Below are 18,710 nucleotides of genomic sequence, written 5' to 3'. Positions count from 1 at the left end.
ACAGGTTCAAACGTTTCATTACCGGGTCATCAACCTATTTTTGGCAAAAATTTTTAGTTGGGCAAAGTCAGAGCGAATTATCTCCTTTTTTTAGTCAGCAGTATTGCGCTTCTGGTGGCATGCAGCCGCACGCGCGATACTTGGGCAAGCAGAACCTACCATCAAATTACGGCAAAATACAATCCGCTTTTTAACGCCGAACAGGCACTGCTAAAAGCTAAAACAACGGTAAAGCAACAAAGCAAACTATCGTTTGATACCCTTGTGCCTCTCTATTTGGTTACACCCGAGCAGATGGTGGCGGTAATAGATGCGGATATTAAACGCGCAAATGAAAAAGCAACCAAAACCATCCGAGAACACACAATGGTAATAGCTGGTAAACAAAAAAATAAAACCATTAAAAATGCCTACTTTGTTCTGGGAGAAGCGTATTACGTTTCGAGAGATTTTTATAAGGCTATAGAAATTTTCAACTTCATTGCTCGCGAATACGCTGATCATCCTTTAGCCATTGATGCTGAAATTTATTCTATTAAATCACAAACCCAATTGGGCAACTACTATGCAGCTCGAGAAATAGCCAACAAATACTACAAATCGAAAAACCTGAAAAAAAAGCAACAAATCGAGCTGCTCAAGGCAATGGCTGCCAATGAAATTCCTGAGAAAAAATTCGAACTAGCCCGACGATATGTGCAAGAGGCACTCATGTTTAAACCGTCGAAAACAGATCGCGTCAACCTGATGTACCTGATAGCTCAGCTCTATGAATTAGAAGGCAATTACTATGAAGCAAACAAAATTTTTCGAAAGATTATCAAAGGCAACCCTCCTTATATCTACCAAATCAACGCCCATCTGCGAATGGCCGCCAACTACGATCCTAACCTAATGCAATCGGCCGAAATACTCTCTGACTTGTACAAGCTCACTAAAAGAGACAAAAACCGCGACTACCTCGATGCAATCTATTATCAAATTGCTGACATCTATATAAAAGACGAAAATTTTGACAAAGCTTTTGAAGCCCTTCAAAAATCCATAAATTATAGTACTGAAAACAACCTTCAGAAAGGTTTGAGCTACATCAAAAGGGGTGATTTGCACTTCGACTTCCGCGAATACGTGCCGGCTGAAGCTAATTACGACAGCGCGTTGACCGTCTTGCCTAAGACACATTTTCGCTATTCAGCTATTGAAAAAAAGAAAAAAAGCCTGACTGAGTTAGTGCAACACCTAAATGTAATAGCCTATGAAGATTCAGTACTCAGGCTTGCTGCATTGGATAAAAAAGAGCTCGACAAAGTCATTGACCGCATCATTCAGCAGGCGAAGAAAGCAGATGAAGAAGCTCAGCGAGAGCGCCAAGAAGATCGCGATCAGCCTATTACGGCCGCAAGAAATTCTCCTCCTGTTACACCTGCACCAGCTGCGGGTGGTATGATGGGATTAAACGCACCGGGGGCTCCTCCTGCTTTTTATTTTTACAATCAAGCTCTTGTAAATCAAGGTTTTACAGAATTCACAAATCGTTGGGGCAATCGAAAACTCGAAGACAATTGGCGCAGGAAAAATAAGGAAATAACTGCCATAGGTCAGTCATCATCTACAAGTGAAGGAGATACCGATAAGAACACCCAGGAAGCTGAGTCAAATAGAGGTAGCGATAACCCTAAATACACGCGAGCGTATTACTATGCCCGGATACCAGGCACACCTGATTCGGTAGAAGCTGCTCACAAGCGCATCAAAAATGCGCATGAGGCTGCTGCACGCATCTACAAAGATGTGCTGAACGACCCGAAAGAGGCAATCAAAATGCTTGAGAATCTGCTAAAGCGCTATCCTGATTGCGACTGTACACCTCGTGTGTACTACACACTTTGTTTAATAGCACAAAATCAAAGTCTTACCTTAAAAAAAGAAGCCTATTGCGATGGGCTAATCAAAAAATTTCCTGAATCATCGTTTGCAGCTTTACTTACTGGAAAAGGCCAGGATACCCTATCAACCCAAAAAGCCAACGCACTGGAACTTCAGGAGTATAAAGCAGCCTATCAAGCTTTTAAAACATCAAAATATTCTTCCGCAGCTCAGCTCGTTAAGGATGCTCTCAAAAAATACCCGAATTCTGAAATGACCCCTAAATGGTGGTTGCTCGATGCTTTGGTTACTGCCAAAACGGCCTCTAAAGACACATTAAAAGCCAAATTAGAAAGAATCGTAACTACATATCCCCAAAGCCCGGAAGCTACTGAAGCCCAAAACATTTTGAAACATCTATCTGGTGAGGGTCCTGCCGCATCTGGCACATCCGCTGCGGCAGCTGAATTTACAGACGTAAAATCAGCACCTCATCAATACATGCTTGTGCTTGAAAATAAAGGAATTGACCTTAACACCATAAGAAGTACAATCAGTAACTTCAACATCTCAAAATATCCCAACAGCCGCTTACAGCTACGAAACATTCTGATGGGGCGTGAGTATCAACTCATATTGGTATCAGGATTTAACAACCAGGCTGAAGCAATGCAGTATCTTAAAGAGATCAATAAAGACATGGACTTTATCGCCTATATACCCAAGCCCAATCATCAGGTAGTAATAACATCCGACAACTTTAGGAAATTTTACCAAAAACAATTGTTGAAAGAATACATCGCATTTTACGAAAAATACATTAATTTGCCATCAAATCCCGAGAAAAAGTGATGTTTAAGAAAGAATCACAACCTATCACCATCAGTAACAGAATTCTGCAAGGTACTGTTGTAAGGGGCACTATCGAATCGGAAGGCGACCTAAGAATAGATGGAGAAATTCTGGGCGACATTACTATAAAAGGAAAAATGGTGATCGGGGCCGATGGCAAAATAGTTGGCAACATCAAATGCGCTTCAGCCAAAATCGAAGGCAGATTAATTGGCGATATTGAGGCTGACGAGGCAGTACATCTGCTATCACAGTGTTTTGTAGAAGGCAATATACACACACGTCGATTGGTTGTGGATGAAGGTGGTGTTTTTAACGGTAGCTGTTTTATGACAAACGAGAAAGTTAGCAGCTCCAAAGAATCTGAAAATGTATCTGTGTGAATACTTACCTGAAATTTTCGACGCTTGCGTTTCAGATGGCAGCCATCATTGGTCTTTTGACCTATACAGGAGTAAAGCTCGATAAGCGATTTGAAAATCCATACAATCTTTTCACCATCATCGGAGCTCTACTCGGAATCGGTATTTCCTTTTACTTCGTTTTTAAGGAGCTAAAAAATTTAAAATGAAAGAACGAAGTGCTCTGTTGTATCTATCAGCTTTTACAGCATCGTTACTATTTATTCACTTCGCTTTGTCTTATGCCTTTAACAGTACTTATCCGAAATTTTTGACGTTTTCTTATTTGTTGATTTATTCCATATCTTTTTTTGAAATACTCTCATTGAGAGTGCGCAATACAACCTATTCTAACACTGTACCTTATGTAGTGCTTGGCATGTCACTGTTAAAAATGCTTATAAGCATCTTATGGATATTTTTTGCTATCAGCAAAGGTTGGATACCTACTGGTGCAGTAATGGTGCACTTTTTTGTTCCTTATTTTTTAATGTTGGCTATTACTTCCTTGTTAATGATTCGAATTTTGCGGTGAATTTTTTGATTTTACAACTTCTTTAAAAAACTTTTGTGCCTACTTTTGCCCGACCAAAAAAGTTGATTAGCACATCATCTCCGACCTTCCGATGAAAGTTGAAACCACTTTTCGCAATTTTCTGATTTCCTCTATTTTAAGTATTTCTTGTATTTCTACTCTGCATGCTTCAGACCCTCAACAAGAGCATGAAACTCATGAGCATCATTCAGTAGATGAGCAAGAGGAAAATCTGAACGACGTTATTATGCATCACATCTTTGATGCGCATGATTTTCACATTTTAGATTGGAAAGGTCATCCCGTTTCAATTCCTTTACCGGTTATCCTTTATAGTGATAACGGATTGGTCACTTTCATGTCGTCAGCCTTTCATCATGACGATCACGGGCATGTAAAAGTGGAAGCAGGAGGACAGGCATTTACACGTTATCACGGAAAAATTTATTATGCCAATGACGAGGCTGATGAACAGGGGCGATACGTAACAGTAGGTGAAAATGGTGAAGTGCTCAATATAAAGCCTTTGGACTTTAGCATCACTAAAAACGTTTTCTCCTTATTTCTATCCGCTTTATTATTGATTTTCATAGGTTTTAAAACCTCTTCCTTCTACAAATCAGGCAGCACTGCCCCCAAAGGTTTAGCTTCATTCATTGAGCCGATAATTTTATTTATTCGCGATGAAATTGCTCTGCCAAACATTGGCGATAAATACTATCAGCGTTTTGTGCCCTACCTGATTACCTTATTCTTTTTCATCTGGATCGCCAATATGCTTGGACTGGTGCCTGTATTTCCGGGAGGGGCCAATCTTAGCGGGAATATCGCATTCACAATGGCGTTGGCAGTGCTTACGCTTATCCTCATGATCGCGAATGCCTCTAAAGACTTCTGGAAGCACACTTTCTGGATGCCAGGTGTACCTGTGCCTATGAAACTGCTCCTGGCTCCCATTGAATTGATTGGAATTTTCACGAAGCCCTTTGCGCTCATGATACGTCTTTTTGCTAATATGACTGCAGGTCATATTGTAATCCTGAGCCTTATTGGTTTAATATTCATTTTTAAGTCAGTGGCTGTAGCACCAGCATCAATTCTGCTTACGCTGTTTATATATTTAATTAAAGTTTTTATATCACTTCTACAGGCTTACATTTTTACTCTATTGTCGGCTTTGTTCATCGGTCAGACAATGGCTACTCATGAACATGATGATCACCACTAATCAGAAATGTTTAATTTTTAATCTCTATACACTATGGTAGGTAGTATCGCTGCTATCGGGGCCGGACTGGCCGTTTTGGGAGTTGGTTTAGGTATTGGCCGCATTGGTGGCTCTGCTATGGAGGCCATTGCTCGTCAGCCTGAAGCTTCAGGTAAGATTCAGACAGCTATGCTTATTGCAGCCGCATTCATTGAGGGTGTTGGTCTGTTTGGTATAGTAGCTGCAATCCTTGGCAACAATCCCAAGTAAAAAGAAAAAAGGACCAAACGGTGGGTTTGGTCCTTTATCTTGTGATTTTAATTTATAAATTTAAACATATGGAACTAGTTACTCCGGGTTTAGGTTTGTTTTTCTGGACGCTCATTACTTTCCTGCTACTGGTTTATATACTTGGCAAATTTGCCTGGAAACCCATATTAAACAGTGTAAAAGAAAGGGAGAAAAACATCGAAGAATCTCTGAAAGCTGCTGAGAGAGCAAAAGAAGAGCTTAAAAACCTTACTTCAGAGAATGAAAGAATTCTTAAAGAGGCTCGAGCTGAAAGAGATGCAATTTTAAAAGAAGCACGGGAACTTAAGGAAAAAATTCTATCAGAAGCACGTGAATCGGCTAAAGTTCAAGGTGAAAAAATCATCGCGGATGCACGCTTACAGATAGAAAATGAAAAAATGGCTGCCTTAAACGAGTTAAAAAATCAAGTTGCATCGCTATCTATCGAAATTGCTGAAAAAATCTTGCAGAAAGAACTGGAAGATTCAAAAAAACACGAAGAGTACGCTGCACGTGTCATTGAAAAAGTGATGCTGAACTAAACTAAGTATCCACCTGATGAAGATCCCCAAATTAGCCAATAGATATGCAAAGGCACTGCTTGAGCTGGCGCATGAGCGAAATGCCGTAGAGCAGGTACGCGATGATATGAAATTTTTACTCGATACCATCACCAATACTACTGAGCTGCAGATTCTACTAAAAAGTCCGGTGATCAAGACTGATCAGAAAAAAAAGGTGATGGATGAGATCGGGAAGCACTTGCATGAAATTACTGCTTCATTTGTTCGCTTGTTAATTCATCATCGCAGAGAGAGCAGCATCCAGGAAATTGCATTTCAGTTTCTTCAACAGTACCGTATTTTTAAAGGGATTCATCTCATACAGGTTATTTCTGCTCACCCTCTGTCACCTACGCTTAAGGAGAACTTAATTAAAAAATTGAAATCTCATATAGGAGGCATAATCGAATTGGAAGAGGTGGTGTCTCCCGATCTGATCGGAGGTCTAATCATCCGAATCAACGATAAAGAATTTAATGCCTCTGTCAAAAATCAACTCAACGAATTCAAAAAGTCTTTTGCTACCAATCTTTACAAACCCTCTTTTTAATTTAAAACTTTTTCAAAATGGCAGATATTAAACCATCTGAAGTAACAGCAATATTAAGACAACAGCTTGCCGGCGTAAGTACCGAAGCTGAGCTTCAGGAAGTAGGTACTGTAATACAAGTAGGTGATGGTATTGCCCGTGCCTATGGGCTCACAGGTGTTCAGGCGGGTGAGCTTGTGGAATTTGAAAACGGCATAAAGGGCATCGTGCTCAACCTCGAAGAAGACAATGTGGGTATTGTGTTGCTGGGTGCCTCCACAAAGATTAAGGAAGGCTCCAGTGTAAAAAGAACTCGCCGTATTGCATCTATTAAGGTAGGCGAAGGCATGCTTGGCCGTGTAGTTAATACACTCGGTGAACCCATCGATGGAAAAGGCCCGATCACCGGTGAACTCTATGAAATGCCGCTCGAGCGTAAGGCTCCGGGTGTTATTTATCGTCAGCCTGTAAATGAGCCTTTGCAAACAGGTATTAAGGCAATCGACGCCATGATTCCCATCGGTCGCGGTCAGCGTGAGCTAATCATTGGCGACCGTCAGACTGGTAAAACATCCGTAGCAATCGATACTATTATCAACCAAAAAGAATACTTCGACGCCGGCAACCCGGTTTACTGTATCTATGTAGCTATTGGTCAGAAAGGTAGTACTGTAGCGCAAATCGTTAAAACTCTCGAAGACCGTGGCGCTATGCAATACTCCATCGTTGTAGCGGCTAATGCCTCTGATCCAGCTCCCATGCAATTCTACGCGCCATTTGCCGGTGCAGCCATCGGAGAATACTTCAGAGACACCGGTCGCCCGGCGTTGATCATTTACGACGACCTCTCAAAGCAGGCTGTTGCATATCGCGAGGTATCGCTTCTGCTCCGCCGTCCTCCCGGCCGCGAAGCATATCCCGGTGATATCTTTTACCTGCACTCTCGCTTACTGGAGCGCGCTGCTAAAATCATCAACGACGACAATGTAGCAGCTCAAATGAACGACCTCCCCGAATCACTTAAAGGCAGAGTAAAGGGTGGAGGCTCACTCACAGCTCTTCCCATTATCGAAACACAAGCGGGTGACGTATCAGCATACATTCCTACAAACGTAATTTCAATTACCGACGGCCAAATCTTCCTCGAAGCAGATCTTTTCAACTCTGGAGTGCGCCCGGCTATCAACGTAGGTATTTCTGTATCGCGCGTGGGGGGTAACGCCCAGATCAAATCTATGAAAAAGGTAGCCGGAACCCTAAAGCTCGACCAAGCTCAGTACCGCGAGCTCGAAGCCTTTGCCAAGTTTGGTTCTGATCTCGATGCTGCAACCATGGCAGTAATCAACAAGGGCCGTAGAAACGTTGAAATTCTGAAGCAAAATGTAAACAGCCCTGTACCGGTAGAAAAGCAAATTGCTATCATCTACGCCGGTACAAGAAACCTCTTAGCTAAGGTGCCGGTAGAAAAAGTAAAAGAATTTGAAGCGGAATATCTTGACTACCTAGACAATAAGCACAGAGATGTGCTCGACAAACTGAAGGCCGGACAACTTACCGATGAAATTACTTCAGTACTCGAGAAGGTAGCCCTCGAATTGGCAGCCAAGTACTAATTTCAAACCACTCAAGCATCAGGAGCAATGGCAAACCTGAAAGAACTCAGAAAACGCATTCAGTCAGTATCGAGCACCATGCAGATTACCTCTGCTATGAAGATGGTATCTGCCGCCAAACTTAAAAAGGCTCAGGACAGCATCGTTCAGATGCGCCCATACGCCAATAAACTCAAGGAGATACTGCAAAATCTGAATGCTACCTTAGAGAGAAGTGAGGGCGCATATACTGCAAGAGCAGAGGTAAAAAATGTTCTGCTCGTCGTGTTTTCTTCCAACAGAGGTTTGTGCGGAGCATTTAATTCCAACATCAACAAACTTGCCCGCAAAACTGCTGATGAATTTGCAGCTGCAGGAAAAAAGGTTTCTGTTCTTTGTGTAGGCAAAAAAGCATACGATTATTTCAAGCGACTTGATTATCTGATCGTTGGCAATGAAGGGCATATTTTTGATCAAATAAAATATGCTACTGTTGAGGCACTTGCCGAGCGCCTTATGGACCAATTCCGAAACGGCGAATATGACGAAATCCATCTGATATACAATCAGTTTAAAAACGCTGCAGTTCAATACAGCATTGTCGAGCAATTTCTGCCTGTTCAAAAACCAGAGTTTAAAGAGGCTTCGTCAATCGATTACATTTACGAACCTCAAAAAGAAGAACTTGTGCAACTTCTTATTCCAAAATCTCTTAAAATTCAAATCTACAAAGCCGTTCTTGACTCTAATGCCAGTGAACACGGTGCTCGAATGACGGCCATGCACAAAGCTACTGATAATGCAAAAGAACTTCAGCGCACCCTTAAATTGGAATACAATAAAGCTCGTCAGGCTTCTATTACAAATGAAATACTTGAAATTGTATCTGGTGCTGCTGCACTGAATGGATAGTCTTCCATTTTTCTGTTTGAAATCTTTGAAAAAAACCGGCTTCAACAATAAAGCCGGTTTTTTTAGTTTCGATTAACAAATTATGTTAATTTTTATTTTTTTTAGAGAAATACACCTGTATAATTTTGCCAAAAAATTTAAAAAAGTCATGAAACGTACACTTTTATTTGTGAGCCTGATATTGATAGGTGCAGCTTGTGGTTCGAAGAAAAAATATGCTGAACTTCTGGAAAAATACAATAAGCTCGACAATGAACTTGGAAAAACACGTCTTGAACTAGCTGCATGTCTCGATGAGCGCAAGAAAACCTCAAGCGAAGTAGAATACCTTAGAAGCGTTAACTACAAGCTTCTCAATAATATTGGTGACTTGAGTGTGCTTACTAAAAAGGAAGCAGAAAATCTGGAGCGTTCGCTCGAATCCCTTAAAGAACGCGATCTGCAAATCCGTACTTTGCGCGAGGCTCTCAATAAGAAAGACAGTGTACTTCTCGCTTTGGTTACTTCCGTTAAAGGTGCTCTTGGCAATATGGACGACGAAGACATCCAGGTAAATGTAGAAAAAGGCGTTGTATTTATTTCTATTTCTGATCGTTTCCTTTTCAAGAGCGGATCCTATGAGCTTAACCAAAAGGCGAAGGAAGTATTAGCGAAAGTGGCTAAAATTGCAAATGCACGTCAAGAGCTCGAGCTCATGGTAGAAGGTCATACCGACAACGTTCCCTTCAGAAGAGGTTTGCTGCTTGACAACTGGGATCTCTCAGTAAAACGCGCAACCGAAATTGTACGGGTACTTCAGAACGAACATGGCATAAATCCAGCTCGTATTACAGCTGCCGGCCGTGGTGAATATATTCCGGTTGCAACAAACGAAACTGCTGAAGGCCGTGCTGCTAACCGTCGTACACGCATTATCCTCCTTCCGAAAATTGATCAGTTCTACAACATGATCGAAGAAGGAATGAAAGCTTTGAAATAATTTAAAAACATTAATGAATTATGAACCGCTTGTTAAACAAGCGGTTTTTTTTATTATTTCATATTACTCAAAAGTCGCATTTAATCCTTACAAGTTGTCAGGGAAATTCCAAAAGCTGGCCGAATATTGCAGTATTAACTTTAAGGTTGCTTAGAGATGAATATGAATTTGCGCTTTGCACTTTTTGCTTGTATGATGGTGGTCGGCTTCTCTGGCCACAGTCAGAAAAACTCAAAGCAAAACAAGCCAACTAACGCTGATAATAAAGAGAAAACCATTGCGCTATCTGGATTAAAATGGCGCTCCATCGGCCCGGCTACATTTGGCGGACGCATTGCAGATATTGCTGTCAATCCTGGTGACTTTAAGGAATACTACTTGGCCATCGCTTCGGGCGGAATTTTTAAAACGACCAATGGCGGGGTTACATTTACACCCATCTTCGAAAATCAGGCCTCTTATTCCATCGGCTGTTTGGCTATTGATCCGAAAAATCCAAAAACCGTCTGGGCCGGCTCTGGCGAAAACAACAACCAGCGCTCCGTAGGCTACGGCGATGGAGTGTATCGCTCTGACGACGGTGGCCGCACCTGGCGAAATCTGGGCCTAAAGACAAGCGAACACATTGGCATGATTGCCATTGACCCCCGCAACAGCGACCATGTGTATGTGGCTGCATATGGCCCCCTATGGTCAAAGGGCGGTGAGCGAGGCATTTATAAAACGACTGACGGCGGCCAAACCTGGCAACGACTGCTACATGTGAGCGATCATACAGGTTTTAGCGAAATTCACATCGATCGCACAAATCCCGATCGGCTCTATGCTACTGCACATCAGCGTCGTAGGCACACCTTTACTTATATATCAGGCGGCCCTGAAAGCGCTCTCTATGTAAGCAACGACGCAGGTCGCACATGGGATAAAGTGACCAACGGCTTGCCTAAAGATGCCGACCTCGGTCGCATTTCATTAGCTCAAAGTCCGGCCAATCCACAGCGTATCTATCTGATGGTTGAAGGCCACGGAATTTATGTTTCTACCGACCGGGGAAATTCCTTCCAAAAAACCAATGATTACTACACTTCGGGCAACTATTATGTAAAACTCATCGCACATCCCACCGATGAACTTGTGTGCTTCAGCATGGATACCTACACCCACATTACTCGCGATGGTGGCAAGACCTGGGTGCGCTGGACCGAAGACAAAAAACACGTGGACAACCACGCCCTCTGGATCAATCCAAAAAATCCCCACCACATGCTTAACGGCAACGACGGGGGACTATACGAAACCTACGACGGCGGTCAATCATGGCGCTTTATTGATAATCTACCGATACTTCAGCTCTATCGCGTAAGCGTCGATAACGAAGGCCCCTTTTACAATGTGTACGGTGGCACTCAAGATAATAGCTCAGTAGGTGGCCCCTCCCGCACCCGCTTTGTACAAGGCATCACCAATGCAGACTGGTTCGTAACCCAGGGTGGTGACGGCTTTAAGACCCAAATCGACCCACAGAATCCCAACATCGTATATGCCCAATATCAATATGGCGGATTAGCTCGTTATGACCGAGCCACTGGCGAGCGTGTGATGATACGCCCAATCGAAGAGCCGGATAGCCCTGCCTATCGCTTCAATTGGGACGCCCCACTAATTCTATCTCATCACCAGCCCGGTACCTTATACTTTGCCGCACAAAAGGTGCTTAAATCTACCGATTACGGTAGTACTTGGAAAGAGATCAGCCCCGACCTAAGCCGCCAAATCGACCGCAACACCCTCAAGGTGATGGACCGTTACTGGGGCGTCGACGCAATTGCCCGTCACCGAAGCACAACTCCTTATGGAAATGTTCTTCAGCTCACTGAATCACCGTTAAAAGCTGGGAGGCTGGCAGCAGGTACCGACGATGGCCTCATCCACATTACTGACGACGACGGCCGCACCTGGCGACAGGCGGCAGCTCTGCCTGGCGTGCCTGAACGCGCCTTTATCAGTGCCCTCCAATGGTCATCACATAGTGAAAACACCCTCTACGCTGCTGCCAACAATCATCAGGACGGCGACTTTCGTCCCTACCTATTTCGGTCGACCGATGCCGGTCGTACATGGCAAGCAATCACCACAGGCCTGCCCGATCGCGGCTCGGTATGGTGTATTGCAGAGGACCCTGTAGAACCCAATCTCCTCTTCACCGGCACCGAGTTTTCTATTTATACCAGCCTAAATGGCGGTCAAAAATGGCAACCCCTCAACGGAGGCCTACCTACTATACCTGTGCGCGATATTGCCATTCAAGCCACTCATCACGACCTTGTCATTGCCACCTTTGGTCGCGGATTCTACATACTCGACGACTATTCTGTGCTTCGTGATATGGTTCGTCGTGACTGGAGCCAACTGCCATTTGCCATTGCCTCCGATCGTCCGGGTCTTCTCTATCAAGAAGCCAATAAATACGGCTACAGCCGTGCCGGATTTTTAGGCGATGGTTTCTTTATGGCCGACAATCCGCCTGTAGGTAAAACTTTTACGTTTTATTTAAAAGAAGCCCCAAAAACCTTGCGGGACCTTCGAAAAGAGAAAGAAAAGAAAGCCAATCCGATCACCGATCCGCTTCCAAATCCCACCCTCGCTGAGCTGAGAGCCGAAAAAGAAGAAGAAAAACCCTATCTCATCTTTGCCATTTCCGACCAATCAGGCCAGGAAATTGCGCGTTTTACCACAGATGCCTCTGCAGGCTTACGCCGTGTTACTTGGGACGGTCGCTACACCGCGCGCCACACCTTTCCTACCGGCCAACACACCGAACTAAAAGCCTCTGCCCACAAGGCTCCTGCCGGTAGCTATAGTCTTTCTGTCTTTTTACACACCCGCGATACACTCCAAACCCTTGTCAGCAATCACTCCTTTGAACTCATGACACTCGATGCCGAAGTATTCCCCGCCAAGGACAATAGCATTCTTTTAGCCCAACGTCGGCGCACAGAAGACCTTCGACGTCAACTCACTGCTGCCGGCAATCAGCTCGACGAGCTTACTGCTGAAGTCCGCTCCGTCAAGAATGCTCTGCGCATCTTTCCGGGTTCCGATCCTCAGCGTCTAAAGGATGCAACTGACATCGAGCGACTGCTCGGCGATATTTCCATCGCTCTGCGCGGCAATAAAATCCTCGGCAACGACGAAATACCCATGCCCACCCCTCTCGCCGATCGCCTTAATACCGCTATATACGCACTTTATTACTACTCCGGTGAACCAACCGGTACAGCCCTTCGACAGCTCGACATCGTTGCAGACCAGTTGCCTACCATAATTCGTCAGTTGCGCGAAGCACGTCAGCGAATTGAATTCCTGACCACTTACCTCATCGATATTGGAGGACCCTACTGGAAAACTCGATTGCCTGAAAATCAGAGATAATTACTCAAATTCAGCAATATACTATTATTCTCTGTCTATTCAATTGGATAACTCTGATGGGGTCGAAAATTGCTGATAAAGCTGAAAGTTTACTTTAATATGCGCTTAGCTCACTGCTCCAGAATCGCAAAGCGCTGCCTACCAAACGAGCTTAAATGCAACTTCTTTATATATACACGAAAGCGGCCAGCGGCCGCTTTTGTTTAAAAACTTTTACTATATCGAAAATTGAAAATACAGATTTACGTTGAATTAGCTACAGATTTTCGAGGATTCATTTTATTTACCCTAATCCTTTTTATAAAGACCGGATTTTAAGAGAAACTTTCCTCTTCCACTCCTTGTCGTCGAATGGAAGAGAGCACTGTAGGTGCCGACAAAGCTTGTCAGAGTTTTCGTCTTTAAGGCTCAGGAGGTGTGTGTTTTTATGAGTTAAGATTCATGGATTTTAACTATAACAAAAACTTTTACCAAACCTTTTCTGAGCCTATCTATGAGCTCTGTGTGAGAATTATGTGAAGGGATAAGCAAAAAGGGCTCTAAAATTTTAATATTAATAAAAAACAAAACCTCACAAAATTAACTGTAATAGGTTCAATTAAAACTCTTTCAAATCGCATTGTGAATTAACTTAATTTTTAATCTGCAGGTACTCCTACTCTCTTTTCCATCGTATCAAGTCAAAACCCAATTTTAACCAAATCTTTTTGTCTCTCATGTTCTATCTCTCAATTCAGCCTACCAGATTTTTCTACTTTTGCTCGTCTTAAAATTATTACATGTATAGAACACACACCTGTGGAGAGCTGCGTTTAGACGATAAAGGCCTGCAAGTAACATTGGCCGGTTGGGTACAACGCATCCGCAAGCTCGGGGCCATCACCTTTGTAGATGTTCGCGATCGCTATGGCATTACACAGCTTGCCTTCTACGAAGATTCAAATAAAGAAAATTTCGATAAAGCCAATGAGTTGGGCCGGGAATACGTCATACAAGTCACTGGCATAGTGCGTGAGCGCGACAGCAAGAATCCAAACCTGCCGACAGGCGACATTGAAGTAGTCCCTCATACCCTTAGGGTACTCAATGCCAGTAAAATACCACCCTTTACGATAGAAGACGAAACCGACGGTGGCGACGAGCTGCGCATGAAGTACAGATACCTCGACCTGCGTCGCAATCCACTGAAAAACAACCTCCTGCTGCGCTACCGCATCGGTATGGAAGTGCGCAGATATCTCGATTCACTCGGTTTTATCGATATAGAGACTCCTTTTCTCATCAAATCAACCCCTGAAGGTGCCCGCGACTTTGTGGTGCCCTCGCGCATCCATCCCGGTCACTTTTACGCCCTACCACAAAGTCCACAAACTTTCAAACAACTCCTGATGGTAGCTGGCTTCGACCGCTATTATCAAATTGTTCGCTGCTTCCGCGACGAAGACCTCCGCGCCGACCGCCAGCCGGAGTTTACTCAGATCGACTGCGAAATGGCCTTTGTGGAGCAAGAAGACATACTCCAGACCTTCGAAGGCCTTGTGCGTCAATTGCTTAAAGAAATCAAGGGCATCGAAGTAGGTCCCTTTCATAGAATGAGCTATTCCGATGCTATGCGTCTCTATGGCTGCGACAAGCCCGACATCCGCTTTGGCATGCAGTTCGTCGAATTAAATGACGTGGCAAAGGGTTTTGGATTTAAAGTTTTTGATGAGGCTGAATTGGTCGTTGCCATCAATGCCCAGGGCTGTGCCCACTACAGCCGTAAACAGATCGAAGAACTCACGGAGTACGTCCGACGTCCGCAGATCGGTGCCGGTGGCCTTGCGTGGATGAAGAGAGATGAAAACGGCCTGAAGTCATCGTTTGATAAGTTTTATACCCCCTCACAACTCGAGGCCATTGCAGAAAAAGCTAAGGTAGCCAATGGTGATCTTTTGCTTATCCTCGCCGGTGTAGAGGCGAAAACGCGCAAGGCCTTACACGAGCTGCGCATGTACTTAGGCGAAAAGCTCGGCCTGCGCAAGCCCAACGAGTTTGCTCCCCTTTGGATAATCGATTTTCCATTGCTCGAGTGGGATGAAGAGACCGGTCGCTGGCATGCCATGCATCATCCATTCACTTCGCCAAAGCCTGAAGACATTCATTTGCTTGAAACCGATCCTGGCAGTGTCCGTGCTAATGCATACGATATGGTGCTCAATGGAAATGAAATCGGTGGTGGCTCGATCCGAATCTTTGATCGCGCCCTACAGAAAAAAATGTTTCAGCTCCTTGGCTTTACCGATGAGAAAGCCCAGGAACAGTTTGGTTTTCTGATGAATGCCTTCGAATACGGCGCACCACCACACGGAGGTATTGCCTTCGGATTTGACAGACTTGTTGCACTTTTGGGTGGCCAGGAAACTATACGGGATTTTATTGCTTTTCCGAAAAATAATGCCGGACGCGACCTCATGATAGATGCACCTTCACCCATCGATGCTGAGCAGCTCCAGGAATTGCATATTGCAACTGTAAACCCACATGTATGAAAATAAAAAAGTTTTTCTTTTTATTGCCCGCTTTTCTTATTCTAAATGGATGTGATGTGCTCACACAGGTAGGTGGTCTTCCGGGAATCAATCCCCTACCTCCAAGTGAAGCTGAAGTAACTTCAGGTCTTAAAAGTGCTCTTGAAGTAGGCATAACCAATGCCGTGAAGCTCACTTCAGAAAATGGCGGTTTTTTCAATAACAGCTTGATTCGAATTCCTTTTCCGCCTGAAGCAGCTCGTATGGAACGCACCTTGCGCGACATGGGTCTGGGTGCTCAAGTCGATCAGTTTGTGCGCACCATGAATGCAGCAGCTGAAGAAGCCTCTAAAAAAGCAACCCCAATTTTCGTTAATGCTATTCGCCAAATGACTTTTACAGACGTAGTGAATATTTGGAGAGGCGATAGTACGGCTGCTACACAATATCTGCAGCGCACTACATCCGATCAGCTTCGCCAAGCTTTTACTCCGGTTATTAAAGAAGCAATCGACAAGGTGGAACTCACAGCGCTTTGGAATCCCTTAGCCAAAGCTTACAACAACATTCCTTTTGTAACTCCTGTTAATCCAAATCTCGAAAACTTCATCACCGATCGCGCACTCGAAGGCTTGTTTACAATGGTGGCTCGCGAAGAGGCTGCTATTCGTCGCGACCCTGCCGCTCGTGTCAACGACATTCTGAAGCGCGTCTTTGGCTGGCTCGATAATGAGAAAAAACAATAATTCTTCAAAAAAGCCGCCTTATAATGGATGGAAGTGGTTTTGGCTTCCCTTTCGCCTTTTATGGCGGGCATGGTTTTACATCAGCATTTTTATTGCTATTATTTTAGTGTTTCCTTTTATTACAATATTTTCACTAAAACCGGAGTGGTATAAGTATTTCTTTCGGTTTGAGCGCATCTGGGCATATGTGGTTACGATTCTCACAGGATTTATTCCAGTCGTAAAAAACAGACATCTGATCGATCGCAAAAAGCAGTACATTATCACGGCAAACCATACCAGCATGATGGACATCATGATGACCCTGATAGCTGTACCTAATACATTTTTGTTTATTGGAAAAAAAGAATTGGCAAAATATCCCCTTTTTGGATATTACTACCGTCGCACCAATATTTTAGTCGATCGCCAAAGCTTGAGCAGCAAAAAAAATGTGTATTGGAAAGCTGCTGAAAAAATCGCGCAAGGGTATTCGGTCTGTATTTATCCCGAAGGGGGTGTGCCCAAGGAGTCCATTGAGCTCGCACCTTTTAAAATGGGCGCATTTAAACTCGCCGTTGAAACTTCTACGGACATTTTACCGATTAGTTTTCCTCGCACAAAGAAACAGTTTCCTTATAGCGTTTTCAAAGGTCGTCCGGGTGTTCTTACGGCCATTATACATCCGCCCATCGAAGTATCAAAACTTCGACACGTGGAAGAAACCGAATTGCGCGATAAAACCTATCAAATCATCCTCTCCGGCCTGCAAAGCAAATCGTGATTTGTTTTTTGAAAAAAAGGAAAAATTTTTTTTTAATGCTCTAAATCCAAATATCAACATCAATTTCTCTTAGTACACTCATTGCTTTTAACAAGCCCTACAACCGAATGCTCGTTTACTTTGCAGAACAAATTTTCCTTATGACCCGCGAAAAAAGAGTTTATAACAGTATAATCGAAGCTATAGGCAATACGCCCTTGATTCGCCTTAATCGCATAGCTCAGGACATCCCTTGCCCAGTATATGCAAAAGTAGAATATTTCAATCCTGGCCATAGCACAAAAGACCGTATGGCGCTTAAAATGATTGAAGATGCGGAGCGCGATGGTCGTTTAAAACCAGGAGGCACCATCATCGAGTGTACCAGTGGTAATACAGGGATGGGCCTGGCACTCGCTGCCGCTGTAAAGGGCTACAAGCTCATCTGCACAATGAACGACAAGCAAAGCAAGGAGAAGATGGACATCCTCCGCGCTATGGGAGCAGAGGTGTATGTATGCCCTACCAATGTTGCACCAGACCATCCGGATTCTTACTACTCCGTAGCCCGCCGATTAAATCAAGAAATTCCAAACTCCTTTTTTCCCAATCAATACGATAACCTTTCAAACCGTCAGGCCCACTACGAAACCACCGGCCCCGAAATCTGGGAGCAGACCGAAGGGCGGATTACCCACTTCGTAGTAGGAGTGGGTACCGGTGGTACTATTTCAGGCGTAGCGCGTTATTTGAAGGAAAAAAATCCCAACATCCAAATCTGGGGGGCTGATACATACGGATCAGTTTTCAAAAAATACCACGAAACAGGCATCTTCGACGAAAACGAAATTTACTCCTATATCACCGAAGGCATTGGCGAAGACATTCTGCCCGCCAATGTGGATTTTTCTCTAATCGATCGCTTTGAAAAAGTAACCGACAAAGACGGTGCGCTCATCGCACGCGAATTGGCCAAGAAAGAAGGGCTCTTTCTAGGATACTCTGCCGGCAGCGCCTTTGGCGTGGTGCGCCAGCTCAGGCACATGCTCAAGCCTACTGATTTCGTTGTGGTGCTCTTTCACGACCACGGCAGCCGGTATGTGGGCAAGATTTACAACGACGATTGGATGCGCGAGCGCGGCTTTTTGCCACAAAACAACAAGGTGGCAAAAGACTTTGTGGACAAGCACAGTCGTTTGCCGCTTTTGCACATCGGAGTAGGGGAGCCTGTCAGCAATGCCATTCGCCTGATGCGCAAACATTCCATCTCGCAGCTGCCCGTAACGCGGGATGGCCAATTCGTTGGTTCTCTTGACGAACGCACGCTCTTCAATGCCGTAATCGAAGATCCGGCAGCCGTGAATAAACTTGCCGGCGAACTGATGCGTGGTCCATTTCCCATTGTTGAAGCTACTACTCCTGTAGAAGAGTTTCGACACTATTTTACCGAAGACAATGGCGCAGTACTCGTGCACCTTGGGGGCAATGACTATCACATCATTACACGCAACGACCTGATAGCCTTGCTTAGTTAGGCTTGTATTTTTTGTCAC

Annotated in this window: 16 protein-coding genes; all 16 read left to right on the top strand. The window is 44.2% G+C overall.

Going from position 1 to position 18,710, the window contains the following annotated elements; all coding sequences use genetic code 11:
- The first annotated feature begins 114 nt into the window (after positions 1-114).
- Positions 115-2,718 (top strand): tetratricopeptide repeat protein, encoded by a 2,604-nt coding sequence (locus tag ACK4EX_RS01695; RefSeq protein WP_409769134.1) that lies wholly within the window; start codon positions 115-117, stop codon positions 2,716-2,718.
- Positions 2,718-3,101, top strand: a complete 384-nt coding sequence (locus tag ACK4EX_RS01690; protein ID WP_409769132.1) for a polymer-forming cytoskeletal protein — start codon at positions 2,718-2,720, stop codon at positions 3,099-3,101. Before ACK4EX_RS01695 ends, ACK4EX_RS01690 begins: the two co-directional genes overlap by 1 nt.
- Entirely contained in the window at positions 3,098-3,289 is a 192-nt protein-coding gene (locus ACK4EX_RS01685; RefSeq protein WP_409769130.1) for an AtpZ/AtpI family protein, read from the top strand. Before ACK4EX_RS01690 ends, ACK4EX_RS01685 begins: the two co-directional genes overlap by 4 nt.
- On the top strand, positions 3,286-3,654 hold the full coding sequence (locus ACK4EX_RS01680) for a hypothetical protein (RefSeq protein ID WP_409769128.1): 369 nt from the start codon (positions 3,286-3,288) through the stop codon (positions 3,652-3,654). Before ACK4EX_RS01685 ends, ACK4EX_RS01680 begins: the two co-directional genes overlap by 4 nt.
- Before the next feature lie 91 nt (positions 3,655-3,745).
- Positions 3,746-4,882 carry a F0F1 ATP synthase subunit A gene (atpB, locus tag ACK4EX_RS01675; RefSeq protein ID WP_409769126.1) on the top strand — a complete coding sequence of 379 codons (1,137 nt, stop codon included), beginning with the start codon at positions 3,746-3,748 and terminating at the stop codon, positions 4,880-4,882.
- Between the two features lie 33 nt (positions 4,883-4,915).
- Entirely contained in the window at positions 4,916-5,131 is a 216-nt protein-coding gene (gene atpE, locus ACK4EX_RS01670; RefSeq protein ID WP_037357443.1) for an ATP synthase F0 subunit C, read from the top strand.
- Between the two features lie 41 nt (positions 5,132-5,172).
- Entirely contained in the window at positions 5,173-5,694 is a 522-nt protein-coding gene (locus ACK4EX_RS01665) for a F0F1 ATP synthase subunit B (protein WP_409769124.1), read from the top strand.
- Between the two features lie 16 nt (positions 5,695-5,710).
- Positions 5,711-6,265 carry an ATP synthase F1 subunit delta gene (atpH, locus tag ACK4EX_RS01660; protein WP_409769122.1) on the top strand — a complete coding sequence of 185 codons (555 nt, stop codon included), beginning with the start codon at positions 5,711-5,713 and terminating at the stop codon, positions 6,263-6,265.
- Between the two features lie 17 nt (positions 6,266-6,282).
- Entirely contained in the window at positions 6,283-7,857 is a 1,575-nt protein-coding gene (gene atpA, locus ACK4EX_RS01655) for a F0F1 ATP synthase subunit alpha (RefSeq protein WP_409769120.1), read from the top strand.
- Positions 7,858-7,884: 27 nt separating this feature from the next.
- On the top strand, positions 7,885-8,748 hold the full coding sequence (atpG, locus tag ACK4EX_RS01650) for an ATP synthase F1 subunit gamma (RefSeq protein ID WP_409769118.1): 864 nt from the start codon (positions 7,885-7,887) through the stop codon (positions 8,746-8,748).
- 148 nt (positions 8,749-8,896) lie between these two features.
- A complete protein-coding gene (locus ACK4EX_RS01645) occupies positions 8,897-9,727 on the top strand; it encodes a flagellar motor protein MotB (protein ID WP_409769116.1) in 831 nt (276 codons plus the stop codon).
- Positions 9,728-9,883: 156 nt separating this feature from the next.
- A complete protein-coding gene (locus tag ACK4EX_RS01640) occupies positions 9,884-13,159 on the top strand; it encodes a VPS10 domain-containing protein (protein WP_409769114.1) in 3,276 nt (1,091 codons plus the stop codon).
- Between the two features lie 779 nt (positions 13,160-13,938).
- Positions 13,939-15,690: an aspartate--tRNA ligase gene (gene aspS / locus ACK4EX_RS01635; protein ID WP_409769112.1), complete on the top strand. Its 1,752-nt coding sequence runs from the start codon at positions 13,939-13,941 to the stop codon at positions 15,688-15,690.
- Complete coding sequence (locus tag ACK4EX_RS01630) at positions 15,687-16,415, top strand: DUF4197 domain-containing protein (RefSeq protein WP_409769110.1); 729 nt, start codon at positions 15,687-15,689, stop codon at positions 16,413-16,415. Before aspS ends, ACK4EX_RS01630 begins: the two co-directional genes overlap by 4 nt.
- On the top strand, positions 16,399-17,178 hold the full coding sequence (locus tag ACK4EX_RS01625) for a lysophospholipid acyltransferase family protein (RefSeq protein WP_409769108.1): 780 nt from the start codon (positions 16,399-16,401) through the stop codon (positions 17,176-17,178). The genes ACK4EX_RS01630 and ACK4EX_RS01625 overlap by 17 nt, the downstream gene beginning before the upstream one ends.
- Before the next feature lie 140 nt (positions 17,179-17,318).
- Positions 17,319-18,692 carry a pyridoxal-phosphate dependent enzyme gene (locus tag ACK4EX_RS01620; RefSeq protein ID WP_409769106.1) on the top strand — a complete coding sequence of 458 codons (1,374 nt, stop codon included), beginning with the start codon at positions 17,319-17,321 and terminating at the stop codon, positions 18,690-18,692.
- The last annotated feature ends 18 nt before the right edge of the window (positions 18,693-18,710 follow it).

The sequence above is a fragment of the Thermaurantimonas sp. genome, from assembly GCF_046299575.1.
Classification (GTDB): domain Bacteria; phylum Bacteroidota; class Bacteroidia; order Flavobacteriales; family Schleiferiaceae; genus Thermaurantimonas.
The sequence above is the reverse complement of the archived record's forward strand: the minus strand, read 5'-3'. Positions and strand labels throughout refer to the sequence as shown.

What these genes read in the sequence shown, in the direction of transcription:
- ACK4EX_RS01640 (WP_409769114.1), top strand. Translation starts at nt 9,884, where the DNA reads ATGAATATGAATTTGCGCTTTGCACTTTTTGCTTGTATGATGGTGGTC.
- ACK4EX_RS01625 (WP_409769108.1), top strand. Translation starts at nt 16,399, where the DNA reads ATGAGAAAAAACAATAATTCTTCAAAAAAGCCGCCTTATAATGGATGG.
- aspS (WP_409769112.1), top strand. Translation starts at nt 13,939, where the DNA reads ATGTATAGAACACACACCTGTGGAGAGCTGCGTTTAGACGATAAAGGC.
- atpA (WP_409769120.1), top strand. Translation starts at nt 6,283, where the DNA reads ATGGCAGATATTAAACCATCTGAAGTAACAGCAATATTAAGACAACAG.
- ACK4EX_RS01645 (WP_409769116.1), top strand. Translation starts at nt 8,897, where the DNA reads ATGAAACGTACACTTTTATTTGTGAGCCTGATATTGATAGGTGCAGCT.
- atpB (WP_409769126.1), top strand. Translation starts at nt 3,746, where the DNA reads ATGAAAGTTGAAACCACTTTTCGCAATTTTCTGATTTCCTCTATTTTA.
- atpH (WP_409769122.1), top strand. Translation starts at nt 5,711, where the DNA reads ATGAAGATCCCCAAATTAGCCAATAGATATGCAAAGGCACTGCTTGAG.
- atpE (WP_037357443.1), top strand. Translation starts at nt 4,916, where the DNA reads ATGGTAGGTAGTATCGCTGCTATCGGGGCCGGACTGGCCGTTTTGGGA.
- ACK4EX_RS01690 (WP_409769132.1), top strand. Translation starts at nt 2,718, where the DNA reads ATGTTTAAGAAAGAATCACAACCTATCACCATCAGTAACAGAATTCTG.
- ACK4EX_RS01630 (WP_409769110.1), top strand. Translation starts at nt 15,687, where the DNA reads ATGAAAATAAAAAAGTTTTTCTTTTTATTGCCCGCTTTTCTTATTCTA.
- ACK4EX_RS01620 (WP_409769106.1), top strand. Translation starts at nt 17,319, where the DNA reads ATGACCCGCGAAAAAAGAGTTTATAACAGTATAATCGAAGCTATAGGC.
- atpG (WP_409769118.1), top strand. Translation starts at nt 7,885, where the DNA reads ATGGCAAACCTGAAAGAACTCAGAAAACGCATTCAGTCAGTATCGAGC.
- ACK4EX_RS01680 (WP_409769128.1), top strand. Translation starts at nt 3,286, where the DNA reads ATGAAAGAACGAAGTGCTCTGTTGTATCTATCAGCTTTTACAGCATCG.